Origin of the sequence: Pseudomonas sp. HMSC065H01, assembly GCF_001815235.1 — a bacterium.
Taxonomy (GTDB): Bacteria; Pseudomonadota; Gammaproteobacteria; order Pseudomonadales; family Pseudomonadaceae; genus Pseudomonas; species Pseudomonas aeruginosa.
This window is the reverse complement of sequence record NZ_KV819914.1, coordinates 37,916-56,526: the sequence shown is the minus strand read 5'-3', so window position 1 is coordinate 56,526 and position 18,611 is coordinate 37,916. Positions and strand designations below refer to the sequence as shown.

The 18,611-nt window shown below is 68.8% G+C and carries 12 protein-coding genes; 11 read left to right on the top strand and 1 reads right to left on the bottom strand.

Translation table 11 applies throughout. From position 1 onward, the window contains the following. Positions 1 to 233: 233 nt before the first annotated feature. Genes HMPREF3014_RS24570 through HMPREF3014_RS24560 form a run of 3 tightly spaced genes read left to right on the top strand, consistent with a single transcriptional unit; the run spans position 234 to position 3,781 of the window. Positions 234 to 1,109, top strand: a complete 876-nt coding sequence (locus HMPREF3014_RS24570; RefSeq protein ID WP_003091703.1) for a M24 family metallopeptidase — start codon at positions 234 to 236, stop codon at positions 1,107 to 1,109. Then, complete coding sequence (locus HMPREF3014_RS24565) at positions 1,106 to 2,884, top strand: SDR family oxidoreductase (protein WP_003102094.1); 1,779 nt, start codon at positions 1,106 to 1,108, stop codon at positions 2,882 to 2,884. The genes HMPREF3014_RS24570 and HMPREF3014_RS24565 overlap by 4 nt, the downstream gene beginning before the upstream one ends. A gap of 9 nt (positions 2,885 to 2,893) precedes the next feature. Continuing rightward, positions 2,894 to 3,781: a metal-dependent hydrolase gene (locus HMPREF3014_RS24560; protein WP_003102091.1), complete on the top strand. Its 888-nt coding sequence runs from the start codon at positions 2,894 to 2,896 to the stop codon at positions 3,779 to 3,781. Between the two features lie 342 nt (positions 3,782 to 4,123). Here HMPREF3014_RS24560 and HMPREF3014_RS24555 read toward each other — a convergent pair whose 3' ends face one another. Next, positions 4,124 to 4,729: an ATP-dependent Clp protease proteolytic subunit gene (locus HMPREF3014_RS24555; protein ID WP_003091706.1), complete on the bottom strand. Its 606-nt coding sequence runs from the start codon at positions 4,727 to 4,729 to the stop codon at positions 4,124 to 4,126. Positions 4,730 to 5,210: 481 nt separating this feature from the next. On the opposite strand from HMPREF3014_RS24555, the gene HMPREF3014_RS24550 reads away from it, so the two are divergent. Genes HMPREF3014_RS24550 through HMPREF3014_RS24515 form a run of 8 tightly spaced genes read left to right on the top strand, consistent with a single transcriptional unit; the run spans position 5,211 to position 18,593 of the window. Beyond that, entirely contained in the window at positions 5,211 to 12,269 is a 7,059-nt protein-coding gene (locus tag HMPREF3014_RS24550) for an amino acid adenylation domain-containing protein (RefSeq protein WP_023087134.1), read from the top strand. After that, positions 12,266 to 13,432 carry an FAD-dependent oxidoreductase gene (locus HMPREF3014_RS24545; RefSeq protein ID WP_003091709.1) on the top strand — a complete coding sequence of 389 codons (1,167 nt, stop codon included), beginning with the start codon at positions 12,266 to 12,268 and terminating at the stop codon, positions 13,430 to 13,432. Before HMPREF3014_RS24550 ends, HMPREF3014_RS24545 begins: the two co-directional genes overlap by 4 nt. After that, on the top strand, positions 13,429 to 14,757 hold the full coding sequence (locus tag HMPREF3014_RS24540; protein ID WP_073647903.1) for a condensation domain-containing protein: 1,329 nt from the start codon (positions 13,429 to 13,431) through the stop codon (positions 14,755 to 14,757). Before HMPREF3014_RS24545 ends, HMPREF3014_RS24540 begins: the two co-directional genes overlap by 4 nt. 1 nt (position 14,758) lies before the next feature. Further along, the gene (locus HMPREF3014_RS24535; protein ID WP_003106196.1) at positions 14,759 to 15,673 is read left to right on the top strand and encodes an SDR family NAD(P)-dependent oxidoreductase; all 915 of its coding nucleotides are present in this window, start codon (positions 14,759 to 14,761) and stop codon (positions 15,671 to 15,673) included. Beyond that, positions 15,666 to 16,922 carry a cytochrome P450 family protein gene (locus HMPREF3014_RS24530; protein ID WP_023087132.1) on the top strand — a complete coding sequence of 419 codons (1,257 nt, stop codon included), beginning with the start codon at positions 15,666 to 15,668 and terminating at the stop codon, positions 16,920 to 16,922. Before HMPREF3014_RS24535 ends, HMPREF3014_RS24530 begins: the two co-directional genes overlap by 8 nt. Further along, positions 16,919 to 17,344, top strand: coding sequence for a nuclear transport factor 2 family protein (locus HMPREF3014_RS24525; protein ID WP_003091711.1), 426 nt, complete (start codon positions 16,919 to 16,921; stop codon positions 17,342 to 17,344). The genes HMPREF3014_RS24530 and HMPREF3014_RS24525 overlap by 4 nt, the downstream gene beginning before the upstream one ends. A gap of 3 nt (positions 17,345 to 17,347) precedes the next feature. After that, positions 17,348 to 18,340, top strand: coding sequence for a beta-ketoacyl-ACP synthase III (locus tag HMPREF3014_RS24520; RefSeq protein WP_003091712.1), 993 nt, complete (start codon positions 17,348 to 17,350; stop codon positions 18,338 to 18,340). Between the two features lie 13 nt (positions 18,341 to 18,353). Next, entirely contained in the window at positions 18,354 to 18,593 is a 240-nt protein-coding gene (locus HMPREF3014_RS24515; protein WP_003106204.1) for an acyl carrier protein Acp3, read from the top strand. Positions 18,594 to 18,611 lie beyond the last annotated feature (18 nt).

Sequence of the window (18,611 nt, the reverse complement as noted above, 5' to 3'; positions counted from 1 at the left end):
CGGGCGCCAACCAAAGACTGGACTCGTCGGTCAGCCGCTCCTCCGGCACCGCCGCCACAACCCGGGGGAAACGTCCCGAGCCTTCTGCCCCGGGCCTTCCGGCGCCGGTAGCAAGTGCCGTAACACCGGCGTGAAGAGACTTCCCAGGGCTGGCGCAACGCCTGCTTATGGGCCAGCATCAACCATGACATCAATCAATGTCACAATAACGACAAGCCAGCCTGGAGAGAGCCATGTCCCAAGGCGCCTGGGTACCCACTCCCGACGATCTCGATCACTTCCGCCAGGTCCAGCGACTGGCCTATACCTGCTGCGAAACCATCCACGGCGAACTGCGCGCCGGCATCAGCGAGAGGGAAGCCGCGGCGCTGATGAAGACCTGGCTGCAGGATCACGGCGTCGACGACTGGTTCCACCAGCCCTTCGCCTGGTTCGGCAGCCGCACCTCGTTCAAGGGCTTCGACGGCCTGCGTCATCTCGGTGGCTTCAACCTGGCCTTCTACCCCGGCAAGCAGCGCCTGGAGGAAGGCATGCCGTTCATCCTCGACTGCGCGCCGACCCTCGGCGCCTATACCGCCGATGTCGGCTACTCCGGCGCGCTCGGCCACAACCTGTTGCAGGAGCGGCTGATGGACGACCTGCTGATACACCGACGCACCATCCTCGACCTGGTCCGCGAACGGCGCCCCCTGGCCGAAGTCAGCCAGGCGGTCGACCGGCTCTGCGTGATCCAGGGCACCCTGCCACGGCACAAGGCCTATCCCTTCGAAGTGCTCGCCCATCGCGTGGAAAAGCTCGGCAACCGCCGCGGTCCCTCGGTGGCGCGCTTCGGCGTGCGCAACCTGTACACCCTGACGCGCAACGCGCTGGTCACCGGCAAGCGCGAAGGCTGGTCGCCGCTGTGGTCCAGCGGCAAGCGCTCCGAGCACCCGCCGACGCCCGGTCTCTGGGCGGTGGAACCGCACCTGGGGCTACGCGGGGTGGGCGCCAAGTTCGAGGAACTGCTGGTAGTCACCGAAGACGACGCCTACTGGCTCGACGACGACCTGCCGCACGTCCGCCGCTGGCAGGCGCGCGGCCTGCTGCCGCAAGCACGGGAGGCCGCATGAACGCGCTCCTCGCCCTCCCCGACCTGCAGCCGGAACGGCTGTTCGTGCAGTCCGGCGACGTGCGCCTGGCGGTTCATTGCTGGGGCGCGCCGGACAACGACAAGCCGACGCTGCTGATGGTGCATGGCTACCCGGACAACCACGAGACCTGGCTGCCGCTGATCCGCCAACTGGCTGGGCGCTACCGCATCGTCGCCTACGACGTGCGTGGCGCCGGCGCTTCGGACAAGCCACGCTGGAGCCGCGACTACCACCTGCAACGGCTCAGCGAAGACCTGCAGGCGGTGATTCGCGCCACCAGCCCGGATCGCCCGGTGCACCTGCTGGCCCATGACTGGGGCTCGATCCAGACCTGGGAAAGCGTCACCGATCCGCAGTGCCGACCGCTGATCGCGTCCTATACCTCGATCTCCGGGCCCTGCCTGGACCATGTCGGTTTCTGGATGCGCGAACACCTCAGGCAGCGCAGTCCGAAGGCCCTGAAAGCGGTATTCGGCCAGTTGCTCCACTCCTGGTACATCGCCTTCTTCCATACCCCCGTCGTACCCGAGCTGCTCTGGAGCGCCGGCCTGGCCCGGCTCTGGCCGCAGTTCCTGAAGCACGCCGAAGGCGTCCGCCATCCGCAGGTCAACCCGACCCAGGCCAGCGACGGCCGGCACGGGGTCAAGCTGTACCGCGGCAACTTCATCCGCAGCCTGTTCCGTCCGCGCAAGCGCCACACCGAAGTGCCGGTGCAACTGATCGTACCGACCCGCGACCGTTACGTCGGCGCCCAGCTGTTCCAGCACCTCAGCCTGTGGGCGCCACGCCTGTGGCGGCGCGAGGCGAGCGTCGGCCATTGGCAACTGCTGGCCGAGCCGGAGCAACTGGCCGGCTGGCTCGGCGAGTTCATCGACGCCCAGGAAACCGGCGAGTCGTCGCCGGCCCTGCAACGCGCCCAGGTCCGGCCCGACGCGCGCTCGATGAGCGGCAAGCTGGTGGTGGTCACCGGCGCCGGCGGCGGCATCGGCCGTTCGACCCTGCTCAGCTTCGCCGAGCGCGGCGCCAGCCTGCTCGCCGCCGATCTCGATCTGGAAGCCGCCGAACGCAGCGCCGAACTGGCCCGCGCCCTTGGCGCCACGGCCCATGTCTACCAGGTCGACGTCGGCGATACCCAGGCCATGGAGACCTTCGCCGAGTGGGTGCGCGACACCCTCGGAGTCCCGGATGTGGTAGTCAGCAATGCCGGCATCGGCATGGCCGGACCGATGCTCGACACCTCGCCCGCGGAATGGGAGCGCCTGCTGCGGGTCAACCTGTGGAGCGTGATCGACGGCTGCCGCCTGTTCGGCCGGCAGATGATCGCGGCGAACAAGCCGGGGCACCTGGTCAATGTCGCCTCCGGCGTGGCCTTCGCGCCGTCGCGCAACTACCCCGCCTACGCCACCAGCAAGGCCGCGGTAGTGATGCTCAGCGAATGCCTGCGGGCGGAACTGGCCGGACGTTCGATCGGAGTCACCGCGGTGTGCCCGGGCTTCGTCGATACCGGCATTGTCCAGGCCACCCGCTTCGTCGGCATGGACGCCGAACGCCAGGCACGGCGCCAGGCGAAGATCCAGCGCTTCTACAAGCGACGCCGGCTCAGCCCGGACACCGTCGGGGAAAAGCTGGTGCGCGCCGTGGAGCGCAACAAGGCGGTGGTCTCGGTGGGCAGCGAGGTGCACCTCGGCGCCCTGCAATGGCGCTTCGCGCCCTGGGCCACGCGGTTTCTCGCGCGCTTCGACCTGACTTCCTGAGAGCCTGCCATGAGCGAATTCCACCACAAGCTGGTCCAGCGCAAGGTCCGCTTCGACTTCAGCGATACCCCCCTGCACTGGGTTCCCGGCGAAGCGGAAGCGTCCCAGGTGATGAACGTCCTGCACATGCTCCTGCCTTCCGGCGAACTGTGGTTCTGCCGCCTCTACAACAAGGCCCTGCCGCTGGTTAGCGACGCCCGCCTGCGCGACGACGTGCAGGGTTTCATCCGCCAGGAAGCGATGCATTCGCGGGCCCACGACGGCGCGATCCAGCGCTACCTGAGCAGGTTCGACATCGACTCCAAGCCGTTCACCGACAAGATGGATTTCCTTTTCGAACGCCTGCTCTGCGACTACCCGCTGGGGCAGAACAGCCTGACCCGCGCCCTCGACGGCTGGTGGCTGCGCCAGCGCTGCGCGATCATCGCCGCGGTGGAGCATTTCACCTGCGTGCTCGGCAAGTGGGTGCTGGAGGCCCGGGAGCTGGATCGCCGCGGCAGCGACCCGGTGATGCTCGACCTGCTGCGCTGGCACGGCGCCGAGGAAGTAGAGCACCGCAGCGTCGCCCACGACCTGCACGTGCATCTGGGCGGCAGCTTCGTCACCCGGCAACTGACCATGCTGTTGGTCATCGCGATACTGGTCTACCTGCTCGCCGACGGCACCCGCACCCTCCTCGACCAGGACCCGAGCCTGCGCGGCGCCAAGCGCCAGGGATTCCTACGAACCTGGTGGCGGCTCGGCAAGCAGGGCCTGCTGCCGAACCTCGCGCGCACCTTCCGCGACGTCGCCCGTTACTTCAATCCCTGGTACCACCCCGAGCACGAGGCGAATACCCAGGAAGCCCTGGAATACCTGGCCAACTCGCCGGCGGCCCGGCGCGCGGCGAACGCCTGAAAACAATTCACTGGAAATACCGGCAAGCGCCGCGGAAGCTGGAACTTTCCCGGCGCTTGTCCATTGTTACGTCAGGTCGAGTCAAACAAGGCCGGCAGACGGAAGGTAATTTCCGTAAGCCTGAAAAATGTCGCTCGATAGAATGATTGAAAATAACGGGCGCGCGACGTGAGACTTTGCAAAAGTCAGCCATTCTTGCTGATGGCATTTTGAAAACAAGCAAAATAAAAGTAAGAAAAGTTACCCTATCGATCGGAAATTAAAGAAAGAAAAGCGAGCGAGAAGAGAATCGGGAAATACGCTCTTCGCGCCCGCCTTCGTATTTATCCGGCCTGCGGTAACTCACTGGCCAGGCAGCGTGATCTCCCGTTCCGAAACGATGATCTTGTTGACCAGGCCGTACTGCACGGCCTCCTCCGCGTTCAGCCAGAAGTCGCGCTCGGTGTCGGCGCTGATCTTTTCCGGCGTCTGCCCGGTGGCTTCGGCGAAGATCCGGTCGAGGCGTTCCTTCATCCGCACGATCTCGCGGCGGTAGATCTCGATATTGCTGGCCGGCCCCTGTATGCCGCCCGACGGCTGGTGCAGGAGGAAGCGGGTATTGGGCAGCGAATAGCGGTTTTCCTTGTCCGCCGCGGCATAGATCAGCGCGCCGGCGCTGGCAACGCTGCCGGAACCGATCATGATGACCTTCGGTGTGATGAAGCGGATCGCGTCGAAGATCATGTCGCCGGACTCGACGTGGCCACCCGGGGAATTGACGAACATGTAGATCGGATCGTCGCTGATCGAGGCGAGGATGTGCAGCTGCTGGACGACGTCCTTGGCCATCTTCTCGTCGACCCCGCCGGTGACGAACACCTTCCTGACCTTGAGCGCGTACTCCATCAGCTTGGCGCCGATGGCGCCGTGGGAGTCGCCGCCTTCGCGGTCCTTGTCATCGGTTTTCATGCAACCTCCTGGAACTGTTGGTAATCCATCCGGCAAACCTTTCAGGGCATGCGTTCGTTGTTCGCCAGGGCGCGGATATATATCCGTTAATGCGCCTCTTCCGAGCGGCCCATTATGCATCAGCCAGACACTTTCGAAAGGCTTGCTTCAACTTCGAAAAGACCGGCGAAGGTAATCTCGTGAAGCATAGCCATGCAGGGCCGCGACGCACGTTTCCCGGAACCTAACAGATTTGTAAGTTGCCTCGTAAACACCTACCAGAATTAACAGTTAACAACGCGATTACCCTGCAAGAATTAACAGCTATTTCTTCGAGCCTGCCAAAAGTAATAGTACACCCCGCTCTTGCTTCGGGTGCCGCCGCTTCCCTGCCAACCACGCTGGCTACGGCGCGCTGAAACGTCGACGGGTGGAACCTGTCCGGCGAGGCGTGCGGTGCCCGTGTTCGCCGAATCGATGGATTGTTGAAGAGGACGCAGGGATGGTTCGTTTCGCTCGCTTGCCGCTATCGCCCTACCAACGGGACATCTGGGTCGCCGCCGCGCAGTTTCCGGAACTCGACCAGTACACCATCTTCAGCTACGACCGCTTCACCGGCGAGGTCGATACCCAGGCCCTGGAACGGGCGCTGCTGCAGGCGGCGCGAGACACCGAGGCGTTCCGCCTGCGCCTCGGCGAGACGGACGGTACGCCGTACCAGTGGCTGGACACGGATGCCGAGTTCGAGGCGCGCCACGTCGACCTGCGCGCCGACCGCGACCCCGAGGCCGCCGTGCGATCCTGGCTGCGCGACGCCTTCCGCCACGCCTACCCGCTGGACGGCCGCAGCCTGGTGGACCTGGCCCTGCTGCATAGCGACCAGGCGCTCTACGTCTACGTGCGCACCCACCATATCGTCAGCGACGCCTGGGGCCTGCAGCTATTCCTCAGCCGGGTGCGCGCCGGCTACCTGGGCGAGCTAGGCGAGCCACAGGCGCAGATGCCGACGGCTTCCCTCCTGGCGCAACTCGAGACCGACGACTACTCCGGTTCGGAACAGTACCGCGGCGACCGCGCCTATTTCGCCGAGGCCCTGGAGGGCCTGGAGCCGGCCCTCTTCACCCGCAGGCGCCCGGCCGGGCTGCGCCGCACCGCGCGCCACAGGCTGACGCTGGAACGCACACTGCTCGATGCGATCCGCGATCGTGGCGAATCGCCCTTCCTGTTCCTCTCCGCCGCCGTGGCGCTGTACCTGGCGCGGATCCACCAGAACGACGACGTGGTCCTCGGCGTACCGGTGCTGAACCGCGCCGACCGCGCGGCCAAGCAAGTGGTCGGGCACTTCGCCAATACCCTGCCGCTACGCATCCGCACCGCGCCGGAACAGACCGTCGACGAATTCCTGGCGCAGTTGCGCGAGGCGACCCGGACGCTGCTGCGCCACCAGAAGATGCCCCTCGGCGACCTGTTGCGCGGCGCCTCGCCACTGTTCGACACCACCCTTTCCTACATGCGCTGGCCCGCCGCCCAGGCGATCCCGAGCGCCAGCGTCGAGACCGTGGCGCAAACCCACGCCCATGACCCGGACGCGCTGGCCATCTGGGTCTCCGAGTTCGACGGGCACAGCGACGCGCAGGTGGATTTCGAATACGCCTGCGATGTGTTCGACGCCGACTACCCCATGGACGCCGCGGCGCGGCATATCGAAACCTTCCTGCGCGCCCTGGTGGAGGGCGGCGAGCGCCGCCTCGGCGAACTCGATCCGCTGTCGGCCGCCGAGCGCGAGGAACTGATCCACACCCGCAACGCCACCGACCAGGCATTCCCCGAGCAGGCTACCCTGCCCACGCTGTTCGCCGAGCAGGTGGCACGCACCCCGCAACGCACCGCGCTGCTGGAAGCCGACGGCGGCACGCTCAGCTATGCCGAGCTGGACGCCAAGGTCCAGGCCGTGGCCGACGCCCTGCGCGCAGCGGGTGTGAGGACCGACGAGCGGGTAGCGCTACTGGTCGCCCGCGGTCCCCACCTGCTGCCGGCGATCCTTGGCGTGCAGCGCGCCGGCGGCGCCTATGTGCCGATCAATCCCGACCATCCCCTGGAGCGCGTCCGCCTGCTGTTGGAAGACTGCGGTGCCCGCGTGGTGCTGGTGGACGAGCGCGCAGCGACACTCGGCGAGAGCCTCGGAGAGACGCGCGTGCTGCACCTCGAACGCCTGCCGCAGAGCACCGGCGACCTGCCGGCGGCCAACGTGGCGCCCGGCGACCTGGCCTATGTCATCTATACCTCCGGTTCGACCGGCATGCCCAAGGGCGTCATGGTCGAGCACCGCTCGGTGGTCAACCGCCTGAACTGGATGCAGCGTCGTTATCCGATCGGCGAACGCGACGTGCTTCTGCAAAAGACTCCGGTGACGTTCGACGTATCCGTCTGGGAGCTGTTCTGGTGGAGCTTCACCGGCGCCCGCCTGTCGCTGTTGCCGCCCGGCGCCGAGAAGGACCCGCGGGAAATGCTGCGGAGCATCCAGCGCGACGCGGTCACGGTCATCCACTTCGTACCGTCGATGCTGACGCCGTTCCTCGACCTGCTCAACGGCGACCCGACCGCCCGCGCGGCGGCAAGCTCGCTGCGCCTGGTGTTCTGCAGCGGCGAAGCCCTCGCGCCGTTGCAGGTCACGCGCTTCCGCCGGCTGTTCGGCGACGCCGTGCGACTGGTCAACCTGTACGGACCGACCGAGGCCACCGTCGACGTGTCCGACCATGAATGCGCCAGCGACAACCCCACGCGGGTCCCGATCGGCCGGCCGATCGACAACCTGCGCCTGTACGTCCTCGACCGCGCGCTCAGGCCGCAGCCCCTCGGCGCCGTCGGCGAGCTATATATAGGAGGCGTCGGCGTCGCCCGCGGCTACCTGAACCGGCCGGAGTTGAACGCCGAGCGCTTCCTCGCCGACCCCTTCGTCGCCGGCGGCCGTCTCTACCGTACCGGCGACCTGGCCCGCTGGCTGGCCGACGGCAACCTCGAATACCTCGGCCGCGCCGACGACCAGGTGAAGATCCGCGGCAACCGGGTCGAACCCGACGAAGTACGCGACCGCCTCGCCGCGCTTCCCGGCGTACGCGACGCCGCGGTCGTGGCACGCGATTCGGCGGTACGCGGCACGCACCTGGTCGGCTACTACGTGGCTGCGGCGGAACTCGACCCCGGTCAATTGCGCGCCGGACTTTCGGCGACGCTGCCGGACTTCATGCTGCCAGCCTTCTTCGTGCGCATCGACAGCCTCCCGCTCAGCGCCAACGGCAAGCTCGACCGCCGGCAACTGCCGGCACCGCCGGAACAGGTGGCGGCGGTTGCGCCGCGCACGGCGACCGAGGCCGAACTGGCGGCGGTGTGGGCCGATGTCCTCGGCGTGGCGGAGGTCGGCGTGCACGACGACTTCTACGCCCTCGGCGGCGACTCGATCCTGATGCTGCGCATCCGCGCCGCCGCACAGCGGCGCGGCCTGGGCTTCGAACTCGCCGACCTGATGCGCAACCCGACGGTGGCGGGCCTCGCCGAGCGCCTGGTGCGTCCGCTCGCGGAGCGAAGCTACCAGCCCTTCGAACTGGTTTCCGAAGTCGACAAGCCGCGCCTGGAAGGGCTGGAGGACGCCTTCCCGACCAGCCGGCTGAGTCTCGGCCTGCTCTTCCATAGCCGCCAGCGCCCCGACTCGTCGGTCTACCACGACGTGTTCCACTACCGCTTCGACCTGGCCTGGGACGAAGCCGCGTTCCGCCACGCGCTGGACCGGGTGGTCGCCGCCTATCCCGCGCTGCGTTCGTCGTTCGACCTCAGCGGTGCATCCGAACCGCTGCAACTGGTGCATACCCAGGCGCGCAGCGAACCGCTGATCCTGGACCTGCGCGGCAACCCGGAGGCCGGGACGGTGCTCGACGAGCACATCCGCCAACGCCGCTTCCATCGCTATTCGCTGCAACAGCCCGGGCTGTTCCTGTTCGCCGCGTTCGTCCGCGAGGACGGCCTGGACCTGGTGTTCAGCTTCCACCATGCGATCCTCGACGGCTGGAGCGTGGCCAACCTGATCGTCGCGCTGGTCGCCGCCTACCGTGGCGAGCCGCTGCCGGGCCCCGCGCCGGCGCTGGCCTGCCATGTCCGCGAGGAGCTGGCCGCGCTGGCTTCGCCGGCCGCCGTGGGGTACTGGACCGGGCTGCTGGAGGGCGCGAGGATGACCCGCCTCGACGGCTTCGGCGCCCACGAGCCGCAAGCCGCGCAAGGTCCGGCCAGCCATCGCGAAGCGCTGCCGGACGGGCTGCTCGAACGACTCAAGGCCACTGCGGCGCAACGCGGACTGCCGTTGAAATCGCTGCTGCTCGCCGCCCATTGCCTGACCCTGCATCTGTTCTCCCGCAGCGACAGCGTGGTCACCGGCGCGATCAGCAACGGCCGCCCCGAACTGCCCGACGCCGACCGCATGGTCGGCCTGTTCCTGAATACCGTGCCGGTCCGCTCGGAGATTGCCGGGCATAGCTGGATCGAGGTAGCCGATGCGCTGTTCCGCCAGGAGCGCGACGGACACGCCCATCGCCGCTATCCGCTCAGCGCCATCCAGCAGATCGTCGGCGACGAACTGAGCAGCGCCTTCAACTACGTCAACCTGCATGTCCTCGAACCGCTGTGGCAACTGCGCGACTTCCACGTCTGGGAAGAAACCAACTTCGCCCTGCTGGTCAACGTGATCGCCACGCCCAGCGACGGCATGTACCTGCGCATCGACAGCGACGGCCGCGGCATCAGCCGCAGCCAGGCCGCGCTGATCGGCGCGACCTTCGTCGAGCTCCTGTGGCGCCTCGCCGAGCATCCCGACGAAGCCGCCGACTTCGCCTTCCTCGCCCCTCGCCGCGACGCCGCTTCCCAGCCCGAGCCGCTGGTCGACGTCGTCAGCCTGTTCGAACGCCAGGTCGAGGCGCTGCCGGGCAGCGCCGCGCTGGCCTTCGAGGAGCAACGCTGGACCTATCGCGACCTCGACCATGTGGCGCGCTGCGTGGCCACCCGCCTGGTCCGCGCCGGCGCGCGCCGCGGCGATGCGATCGGAGTGGCGCTGAACCGTTCGCCGGAGATGATCGCGACGATCTGGGGCATCCTGCGCGCCGGCCTGGTCTGCGTGCCGCTGGACGTCAGCTATCCCGCGCAGCGCCTGGCGCTGATCCTGGAGACCGCACAGCCGTTCCGGGTGGTCGCGCATCCCGAGCACGCCCATGTCGCCGCGGCGGAACGGGTGCTGCCGGTAGAGGAACTGGTCGCCGACATCGAGCCCGAGACCTTCGCCGCGCCGCAGCTCGACGAGCTGGCCATGCTGCTGTTCACCTCCGGTTCCACCGGGCGGCCGAAGGGCGTCGAGCTTAGCCACCGGATGTGGGCCAACTACACCCAGTGGCAATTGCGCGTCGCCAGCGGCGTACCGGGGCTGCGCACCCTGCAGTTCGCGCCGCTGAGCTTCGACATGGCCTTCCAGGAGATCTTCTCCACGCTGTGCGGCGGCGGCGAGCTGCAACTCATCTCCAACCGCGAGCGGATGGACCCCTCCGCGTTGCTGCATGTCCTCGAACGCCGCCAGGTCCAGCGCGTGCTGTTGCCCTTCGTCGCCCTGCAACGCCTCGCCGAGGCCTCCAACACCCTGGGCGTGCGCCCCGGCGCCCTGCGCGTGGTGGTGTCCTCCGGCGAGCAGTTGCGCATCACCGAAGACGTCCGCGCGTTCTGCGCGGCGATGCCCGGGCTGCTGCTGGAGAACCAGTACGGTCCCACCGAGACGCACCAGGTCACCTACCACTCGCTGAGCGGCGATCCGGCGCACTACCCGGACCTGCCGCCGATCGGCCGGCCGCTGGACGGGGTCGAGGTGCAGGTGCTCGACGCCGCGCTGCGCCCGGTACCGGTCGGCGTTACCGGCGAGCTGTACTTCGGCGGCGACTGCCTCGCGCGCGGCTACCACCGCGCCCCCGAACTCACCGCCGAGCGCTTCGTCGAACATCCCTGGCGCCCCGGCGCCAGGCTCTACCGCACCGGCGACCTCGGGCGCATCCTCGGCAACGGCGAGATCGTCTGGCTCGGCCGCGCCGATACCCAGGTCAAGGTCCGCGGCTTCCGCATCGAGCCGGCCGAGGTCGAGCTGGCGATCATGCGCCAGGCCGAGCGCCAGCCGGGCCTGCGCGGCGCGGCGGTGGTAGCTCGCGAGCGCCAGGGCAACGATGCATTCCTCGCTGCCTTCCTGCTCGGCGAGCCCGAGGCGGTGGATCTCGCCGAACTGAAGCAGGCGCTGCGCAGCGAACTGCCGGAACACATGGTGCCGGCACACTTCGCCTGGGTCGACGGCTTCGCCCTCACCCCCAGCGGCAAGCGCGACGACGCCGCCCTGCGCGCACTGCCGCTGGAGCACGGGACGAACATCGAGTACCTGGCCCCGCGCGACGACTACGAGCGCACCCTGGCCGGACTCCTCGGCGAGTTGCTGGATCGTCCCCGGGTAGGCATCCGCGACAGCTTCTTCGACCTCGGCGGCACCTCGCTCAGCGCGATGCGCTTCATGCTGCTGATCGAGAAGCGCTATGGCGTCGACCTGCCGATGGCCGCGCTGATCGAGACGCCGACCGTGGAGGGCCTCGCCGAACGCCTGCGGGAACGCTCGGCGGTGCGCGCCTTCGACCCGCTGGTACCGATCCGTGCCGGCGGCAGCCGCCCGCCGCTGTTCCTCGTCCACCCGCTCGGCGGCCACGTACTCTGCTACCTGCCGCTGGTCCGCGCACTGCCGCCGGACCAGCCGGTATATGCCCTGCAGGCGGCCGGCACCGGCCAGGGCAGTACGCCGCTGGCGGTCCTCGAGGACATCGCCGCCAGTTACCTCGCGGCGATCCGCCGGGTGCAGCCGGAAGGCCCCTATTACCTCGGCGGCTGGTCGTTCGGCGGCTTCGTCGCCTACGAGATGGCCCGGCAACTGCGCGCGCTCGACCCGCAGGCGGTCGCCCAACTGATCGTGCTCGACTCCATCACCGTCGACCGCAACCACGCCGGCAGCGCCAGCGACGAAGCCCTGCTGCTGTTCTTCTACTGGGAACTGGTCTGGTTCGAGCGCAGCGACGAGGAGGTCGAGCCGCTGCCTGAAGGCGCGAGCCTGGAGCAGAAACTCGACCACATCGTCGAACGCGCCATCGAGGCCGGCGTACTTCCCGCCGGCACCCCGCGCGCCACCGTGCAGCGGCTCTACGAGCTGTTCCGGGCGAGCTGGCAGGCACTCATCGGCTATCGCCCGGAAGTCAGCGACCAGGACATGACCCTGCTGCGCGCGGACGGCCCGCTGCCGCTGGCGCTGAAGCCGATGCACGACGCCGCCGGCACCCACTACGGCGACCCGAAGAACGGCTGGCAGCACTGGACCAGCGGCCGCCTCGATGTGATCGACGTACCCGGCGACCACCTGGTGCTGATGAAAGAACCCTATGTCGAGACGGTCGCGGCAGAGATCGCCGCGTTGCTCGAACCCTCCACCTCCAGCGAACGGACCCGCCCATGAGCAGACATCCCCTGAAGATCGTCATCGCCGGCGCCGGCATCGGCGGGCTCGCCGCGGCCGCCTGCCTGAAAGCCGCCGGCTTCGAGGTCGAACTCTACGAGCGGGCCAGGGAGCTGCGCGCGGTCGGCTCGGCGCTGTCGCTGATGCCCAACGCGCTGACCGCCCTGGAGAGGGTCGGCGTGCGCCCTGACCTTACCCGCGCCCAGGCCTTCGACTCGCTGCGGTTCCTCACCCGGCGCGGGCGACCGATCCGCGCCATCGACTTCGGCGGCCTGGCCCGTCAGCTCGGCCAGCCGAGCCTGGCGATCCACCGCGCGAGCCTGCAGCAGGCGCTGCTGGAACAGGCCCGCGACTGCCGCATCGAACTGGGCGTGAGCGCCACCGGCTACCTGCGCCACGCCGACGGCGAAGGCGTCACCGTGCTCTGCAGCGACGGCCGCGAAGTGCACGCCGACGTGCTGATCGGCGCCGACGGCTTCAACTCGGCGATCCGCGCCACCATGACCGGCCCGGAGCGTCCCACCGACTGGCACTACGTGATCTGGCGCGCCACGCCGGCGTTCCGCCATCCGAAGGTGACGCCGGGCTACGTCGCCCATTACTGGGGCCGTGGGCAGCGCTTCGGTCTCGCCGACATCGGCGAAGGCAACGTCTATTGGTGGGGCACCCGCAACATGCCGGCCGAACAGGCGAAGGACTGGCGCGGCGGCAAGGCGGGCATCCAGCGCCTCTACGCCGGCTGGGCCGACGAAGTGCAGGCGGTCATCGAGGCGACCCCGGAGGCCGACATCAGCAGCCTGCCGGCCCAGGACCGACCGTTCCTGGAGCGCTGGGGCGACGGCCCGGTGACCCTGCTCGGCGATGCCGCGCATCCGATGCTGACCAGCCTCGGCCAGGGCGCCGCCATCGCCATCGAAGACGCCGCGGTGCTGGCCCACTGCCTGGCCACCATCGACGACCCGCAAGCCGCCCTGCGCGCCTACGAGAACCGCCGTCGCGACCGCGCCAGGGCGATGGTCGAGACCTCGCGGGCGCTGAGCCGCATCGAGCAGTTGGAGCATCCGCTACGCACCGTCGCCCGCGATCTCTACTTCCGCTTCGCTCCGGAGCGAACCTTCGCCCGGCAGAACGAACTGGCACTGACCTTCCCAGGAGTCGAATGATGGCCGAGATACGACGCCCGCTGTCCGCGGTGGAACGCTGGTACTGGCTCAGCGACCAGTTCTCCGCGCTGAACGTGATTTCCCGGGTGCGGGTCCATGGCCGGTTGTCCATCGACGACCTGCGCCGCGGCCTCGACGCGCTGCAGGCGCGGCATCCGCTGCTGCGCGCGCGGATCGAGCACGATGCCGGGCTCGATCCGCGCTGGGTGCCCTGCGAGCGGCCCATCCCGCTGCGCGAGGTGCGCGGCGGCGGCGAGGAGCAATGGCTGCGGGAAATCAACGAGCGCGAATTGCCGGAACGCATCGATCCGGACAACGGGCCACTGATCCGTACCGTGGCGATCGCCACCGACGCCGGCGCCCACGACCTGCTGGTCGTGGTACCGCACATCATCGCCGACGGCACTACCGTGCTGACCCTCGCCGAACAATGGCTGACCCTGGCCGCCGACCCTGCCGCGCAACCCTGGACCGCCAGCGCCCTGCCGCCGGCGGAGGATCTGCGTCCGCGCCGCTTCACCGGCGACGAAGGCGCGGCGCGCCTGGCCGAGCAGACCGCCCAGGACGAAGCGCTGGTCGGTCGCCACCGCCCGGGCCGGATCGAGCCGAGCAACCCGGTGCCGCTGGAAGCGCGGCGTACCCGCCTGCTGCACCGGGAGCTGGACGGCGCGCAGCTGGAACAGCTGCAACGACGCGCCCGCGAACACGGCACCACGGTACACGGCGCGCTGACCGCGGCGCTGGCCATCGCCGCCGGCCACGACCACCAGCGCCGCCCTAGCCACATCGCCATCGGCTCGCCGATCGACTTCCGCGACGAACTGGAGCCGCCGGTGCGCCCCGACGAAGTAGGCACCTACGTCGCCACGGTACCGGTGGTGCTGGACATCGCCCGGCCGTTCTGGGAGGTCGCCCGCGCGCTCACCGACGACCTCGGCGAACGCCGTCGCCAGGGCCATCATTTCAACCTGGTCACCCTGGTCGCCAGCGCTGCGCCGCGCCGCATGGCCGACGCGCGGCCATTCATGGCCTTCATGGAAGCCGAAGGGCCGATCAACCTGTGCTCCTCCAACATCGGTCGCTATCCGTTCCCCGAGCGGATCGGCGCCTTGCGCCTCTCCGACGCGCAGTTCCTCACCGGCATCTCGGTGAACGGCTACTTCGTGGCCGCCATCAACTCCAGCCATGGCCGGCTGTTCTGGAACTTCACCTATATCGACGAAGCGGTCCCCGGCGAACGCGCCGAACGCCTGGCCGAAGATTGCCTGGGCACCCTGCTGTCGGCGATCCACGCCCCCCAACGATCCGCCCTCGAGGAGCAATGACATGTTATTCACCAGCAAACCTCTCTCGCCCCAGGGCCGCCACGTACTGATCACCGGCGCCTCCAGCGGCCTCGGCCGGGAAACCGCGCTGCACCTGGCCGAACAGGGTTTCCAGGTGATCGCCGGGGTGCGCCGCCAGGAGGATGGCGAGCGCCTGGCGAACGCCTGCCCGTCCGGCCGGATCAGCACGCTGCTGATCGATGTCACCGACGAGGAATCCATTGGCCGGGCCGCCGCGCAGGTGGCGGAGAAAGTCGGCGATACCGGGCTCTGGGGCCTGGTGAACAACGCCGGGATCTGCATTTCCGCGCCGCTGGAATGCGTCTCCAGCGACCTGCTGCGGCGCCAGCTGGAAGTCAACCTGATCGGCCAGCTCGCGGTGACCCGGGCGATCCTGCCGCTGCTGCGCCGTGGCGGCGCGGCGCGCCTGGTGAACGTCACCTCGGGCCTCGGCTCGGTCGCCATTCCCTACCTGGGCGCCTACTCCGCCGCGCAGTTCGCCAAGGAGGGAGTGAGCGACGCCCTGCGCCGCGAGCTGGCACCCATGGGCATCCAGGTCTCGGTGGTCAGCCCCGGGGCGATCTGGACGCCGATCTGGGGCAAGATCGCCAGCGAGGGCGAGCGCGCCCTGGCCGACGCCCCCGACGCCGTCGCCGACCTCTATCGCGATACCTACCTGCGCTTCCTCCAGGCCAACGAGGACGGCGCGCGCAACAGCGCGACCAAGCCCGCCGATGTCGCCGCCGCGGTGCATGCCGCGCTCACCGCGGCCAAGCCGCGGACCCGCTACCGGGTCGGCGCCGACGTGCGCCGCGGTACCCTGCTGGCGCGGCTGCTGCCCGATAGCGTGATCGACGGGATGTTCCGCCCCATCGTCACCGCCGCCCCGGCGGCGAAGGAGGAGCAACGTGCCTGATCGCAAACTGAGACTGGGCGAGGAACTGATCTCGCCACTGCACGCGCTCTACGACGGCCTGCAGGTGGACGGCGCGCCGCGTCCCGCGCATCGCGCCGCCGAGCATCCGGTGTGGGTGGTGACGCGCTACCGCGACGCGCGCAAGGTCCTCAACCATCCGGGCGTCCGCCGCGACGCCCGGCAGGCCGCCGAACTCTACGCGAAGCGTACCGGCAGCCCGCGCGCGGGGATCGGCGAGGGACTCAGCCACCACATGCTCAACCTCGACCCGCCGGACCATACCCGCCTGCGCTCGCTGGTTGGCCGCGCGTTCACCCCGCGCCAGGTGGAGCGCCTGCAACCGCATATAGAACGGATCACCGAGGCATTGCTGGACGCCATGGCCGGCCGCGAACAGGCCGACCTGATGGCCGACTTCGCGATCCCGCTGACCATCGCGGTGATCTTCGAGCTGCTGGGCATTCCCGAGGCCGAGCGCGAACACGCCCGCCAGTCCTGGGAGCGCCAGGCGGAACTGCTGTCGCCGGAGGAGGCCCAGGCCCTGGCCGATGCGCAGGTCGACTACCTGCGCGTGCTGCTCGAGGCCAAGCGCCGGCAGCCGGCCGACGACGTCTACAGCGGGCTGGTGCAGGCCGCCGACGAGAGCGGCCAGTTGAGCGAAGCGGAACTCGTCTCCATGGCCCACCTGCTGATGATGAGCGGCTTCGAGACCACCATGAACATGATCGGCAACGCGCTGGTCACCCTGCTGGTCAACCCGGAGCAACTGGCGTTGCTGCGGGCGCAGCCGGAACTCCTGCCCAACGCCATGGAAGAACTGGTCCGCCACGACAGTCCGGTGCGCGCCTCGATGTTGCGCTTCACCGTGGAAGACGTGGAACTGGACGGGGTCACCATTCCCGCCGGCGAATACATCCTGGTCTCCAACCTGACCGCCAACCACGACGCCGAGCGCTTCGACGATCCCGACCGCCTCGACCTCACCCGCAACACCGATGGCCATCTCGGCTACGGCTTCGGCGTGCACTACTGCGTCGGCGCCTCGCTGGCCCGGCTGGAGGGGCGGATCGCCATCCAGCGCCTGCTCGCGCGCTTCCCCGACCTCCAGTTGGCGGTGCCCCACGCGGAGCTGCAGTGGCTGCCGATCACCTTCCTCCGCGCCCTGATCAGCGTGCCGGTGCGCACCGGATGCAGCGCCGCGGCGAACACCGCCTCCCACGCCAACCCGATCGAGAGGATCGCCCAATGAATGCCAAGGAAATTCTCGTCCACAGCCTGCGCCTCCTGGAAAACGGCGATGCCCGTGGCTGGTGCGACCTGTTCCATCCGGAAGGCGTACTCGAATTCCCCTACGCCCCGCCGGGCTGGAAGACCCGCTTCGAGGGCCGCGAAACCATCTGGGCGCACATGCGCCTGTTTCCCGAGCACCTGACCGTGCGCTTCACCGACGTGCAGTTCTACGAGACCGCCGACCCCGACCTGGCCATCGGCGAATTCCATGGCGACGGCGTGGCCACCGTTTCCGGCGGCAAGCTGGCGCAGGACTACATCTCGGTGCTGCGCACCCGCGACGGACAGATCCTGCTCTACCGCGACTTCTGGAATCCGCTGCGGCACCTCGAGGCCCTGGGCGGGGTCGAGGCCGCCGCCAAGATCGTCCAGGGAGCCTGAGCCATGCCGCGCGCCGCCGTGGTCTGCGGCCTGGGCAGCTACCTGCCCGAGGCCGTGCTCAGCAACGACATGCTCGCCGCCGAGCTGGACACTTCCGACGCCTGGATCAGCAGCCGCACCGGCGTGCGCCAGCGGCATATCGCGGGCGACCTCGGCAGCGGCGACCTGGCCCTGCGGGCGGCCTCCGCCGCGCTCGCCTCGGCGGGGCTGGAGCGAGTCGATGCGGTGGTGCTGGCAACCAGCACCGGCGACTTCTGCTGCCCGGCCACCGCGCCCAGGGTCGCGGCGCGCCTGGGGTTGGTCGGCGCGCTCGCGTTCGACCTGTCCGCCGCCTGCACCGGCTTCGTCTACGGCCTGGCCAGCGTCGGCTCGCTGATCAGCGCCGGGCTGGCGGACAGCGCGCTGCTGGTCGGGGTGGACACTTTCAGCCATACCCTCGACCCCGCCGATCGCTCGACCCGCGCACTGTTCGGCGATGGCGCCGGAGCGGTGGTGCTGCGTGCCGGCGATGCCGAGGAAGAAGGCGCGCTGCTGGCCTTCGACCTCGGCAGCGACGGCCACCAGTTCGACCTGCTGATGACCCCCGCCGTCAGTCGCGCCGAACGCAGTTCCGGACAGGCCTCCAACTACTTCCGGATGGACGGCAAGGCAGTGTTCGGCCAGGCGGTGACGCAGATGAGCGACTCGGTGCGGCGGGTGCTCGACCGGGTCGGCTGGCAAGCTTCGGACCTCCATCACCTGGTCCCGCACCAGGCCAACACACGCATTCTCGCGGCGGTCGCCGACCAGCTCGACCTTCCCGTCGAGCGAGTGGTGAGCAACATCGCCGAGGTGGGCAATACCGTCGCCGCCTCGATTCCCCTGGCCCTGGCCCACGGCCTGCGCCAAGGCATCCTGCGCGACGGCGGCAACATGGTCCTCACCGGTTTCGGTGCCGGACTGACCTGGGGTTCGGTCGCCCTGCGCTGGCCGAAGATCGTTCCGACAATGGACTGAAGAGGGAAGAACAATGCCCAACGACATGGAAGACCATCTCCTCACCGTGCTCAGCGTCGCCAGCGGCGTGCCGAAGGAGGAAATCAGCCGGGACAGCAGGATGGAAGACCTGGCTTTCGATTCGCTGGTGGTCAGCGAGCTGTCGCTGAAGCTGCGCAAGGAGTTCGGCGTCACCGGGGTCGACGACGAACTCGACCTGCTGGAAACGGTGGACGAACTGTTCCAACTGGTCGAGAAGCACCGCGCCGCCTGAGGCCAGCGAACGCCGGCG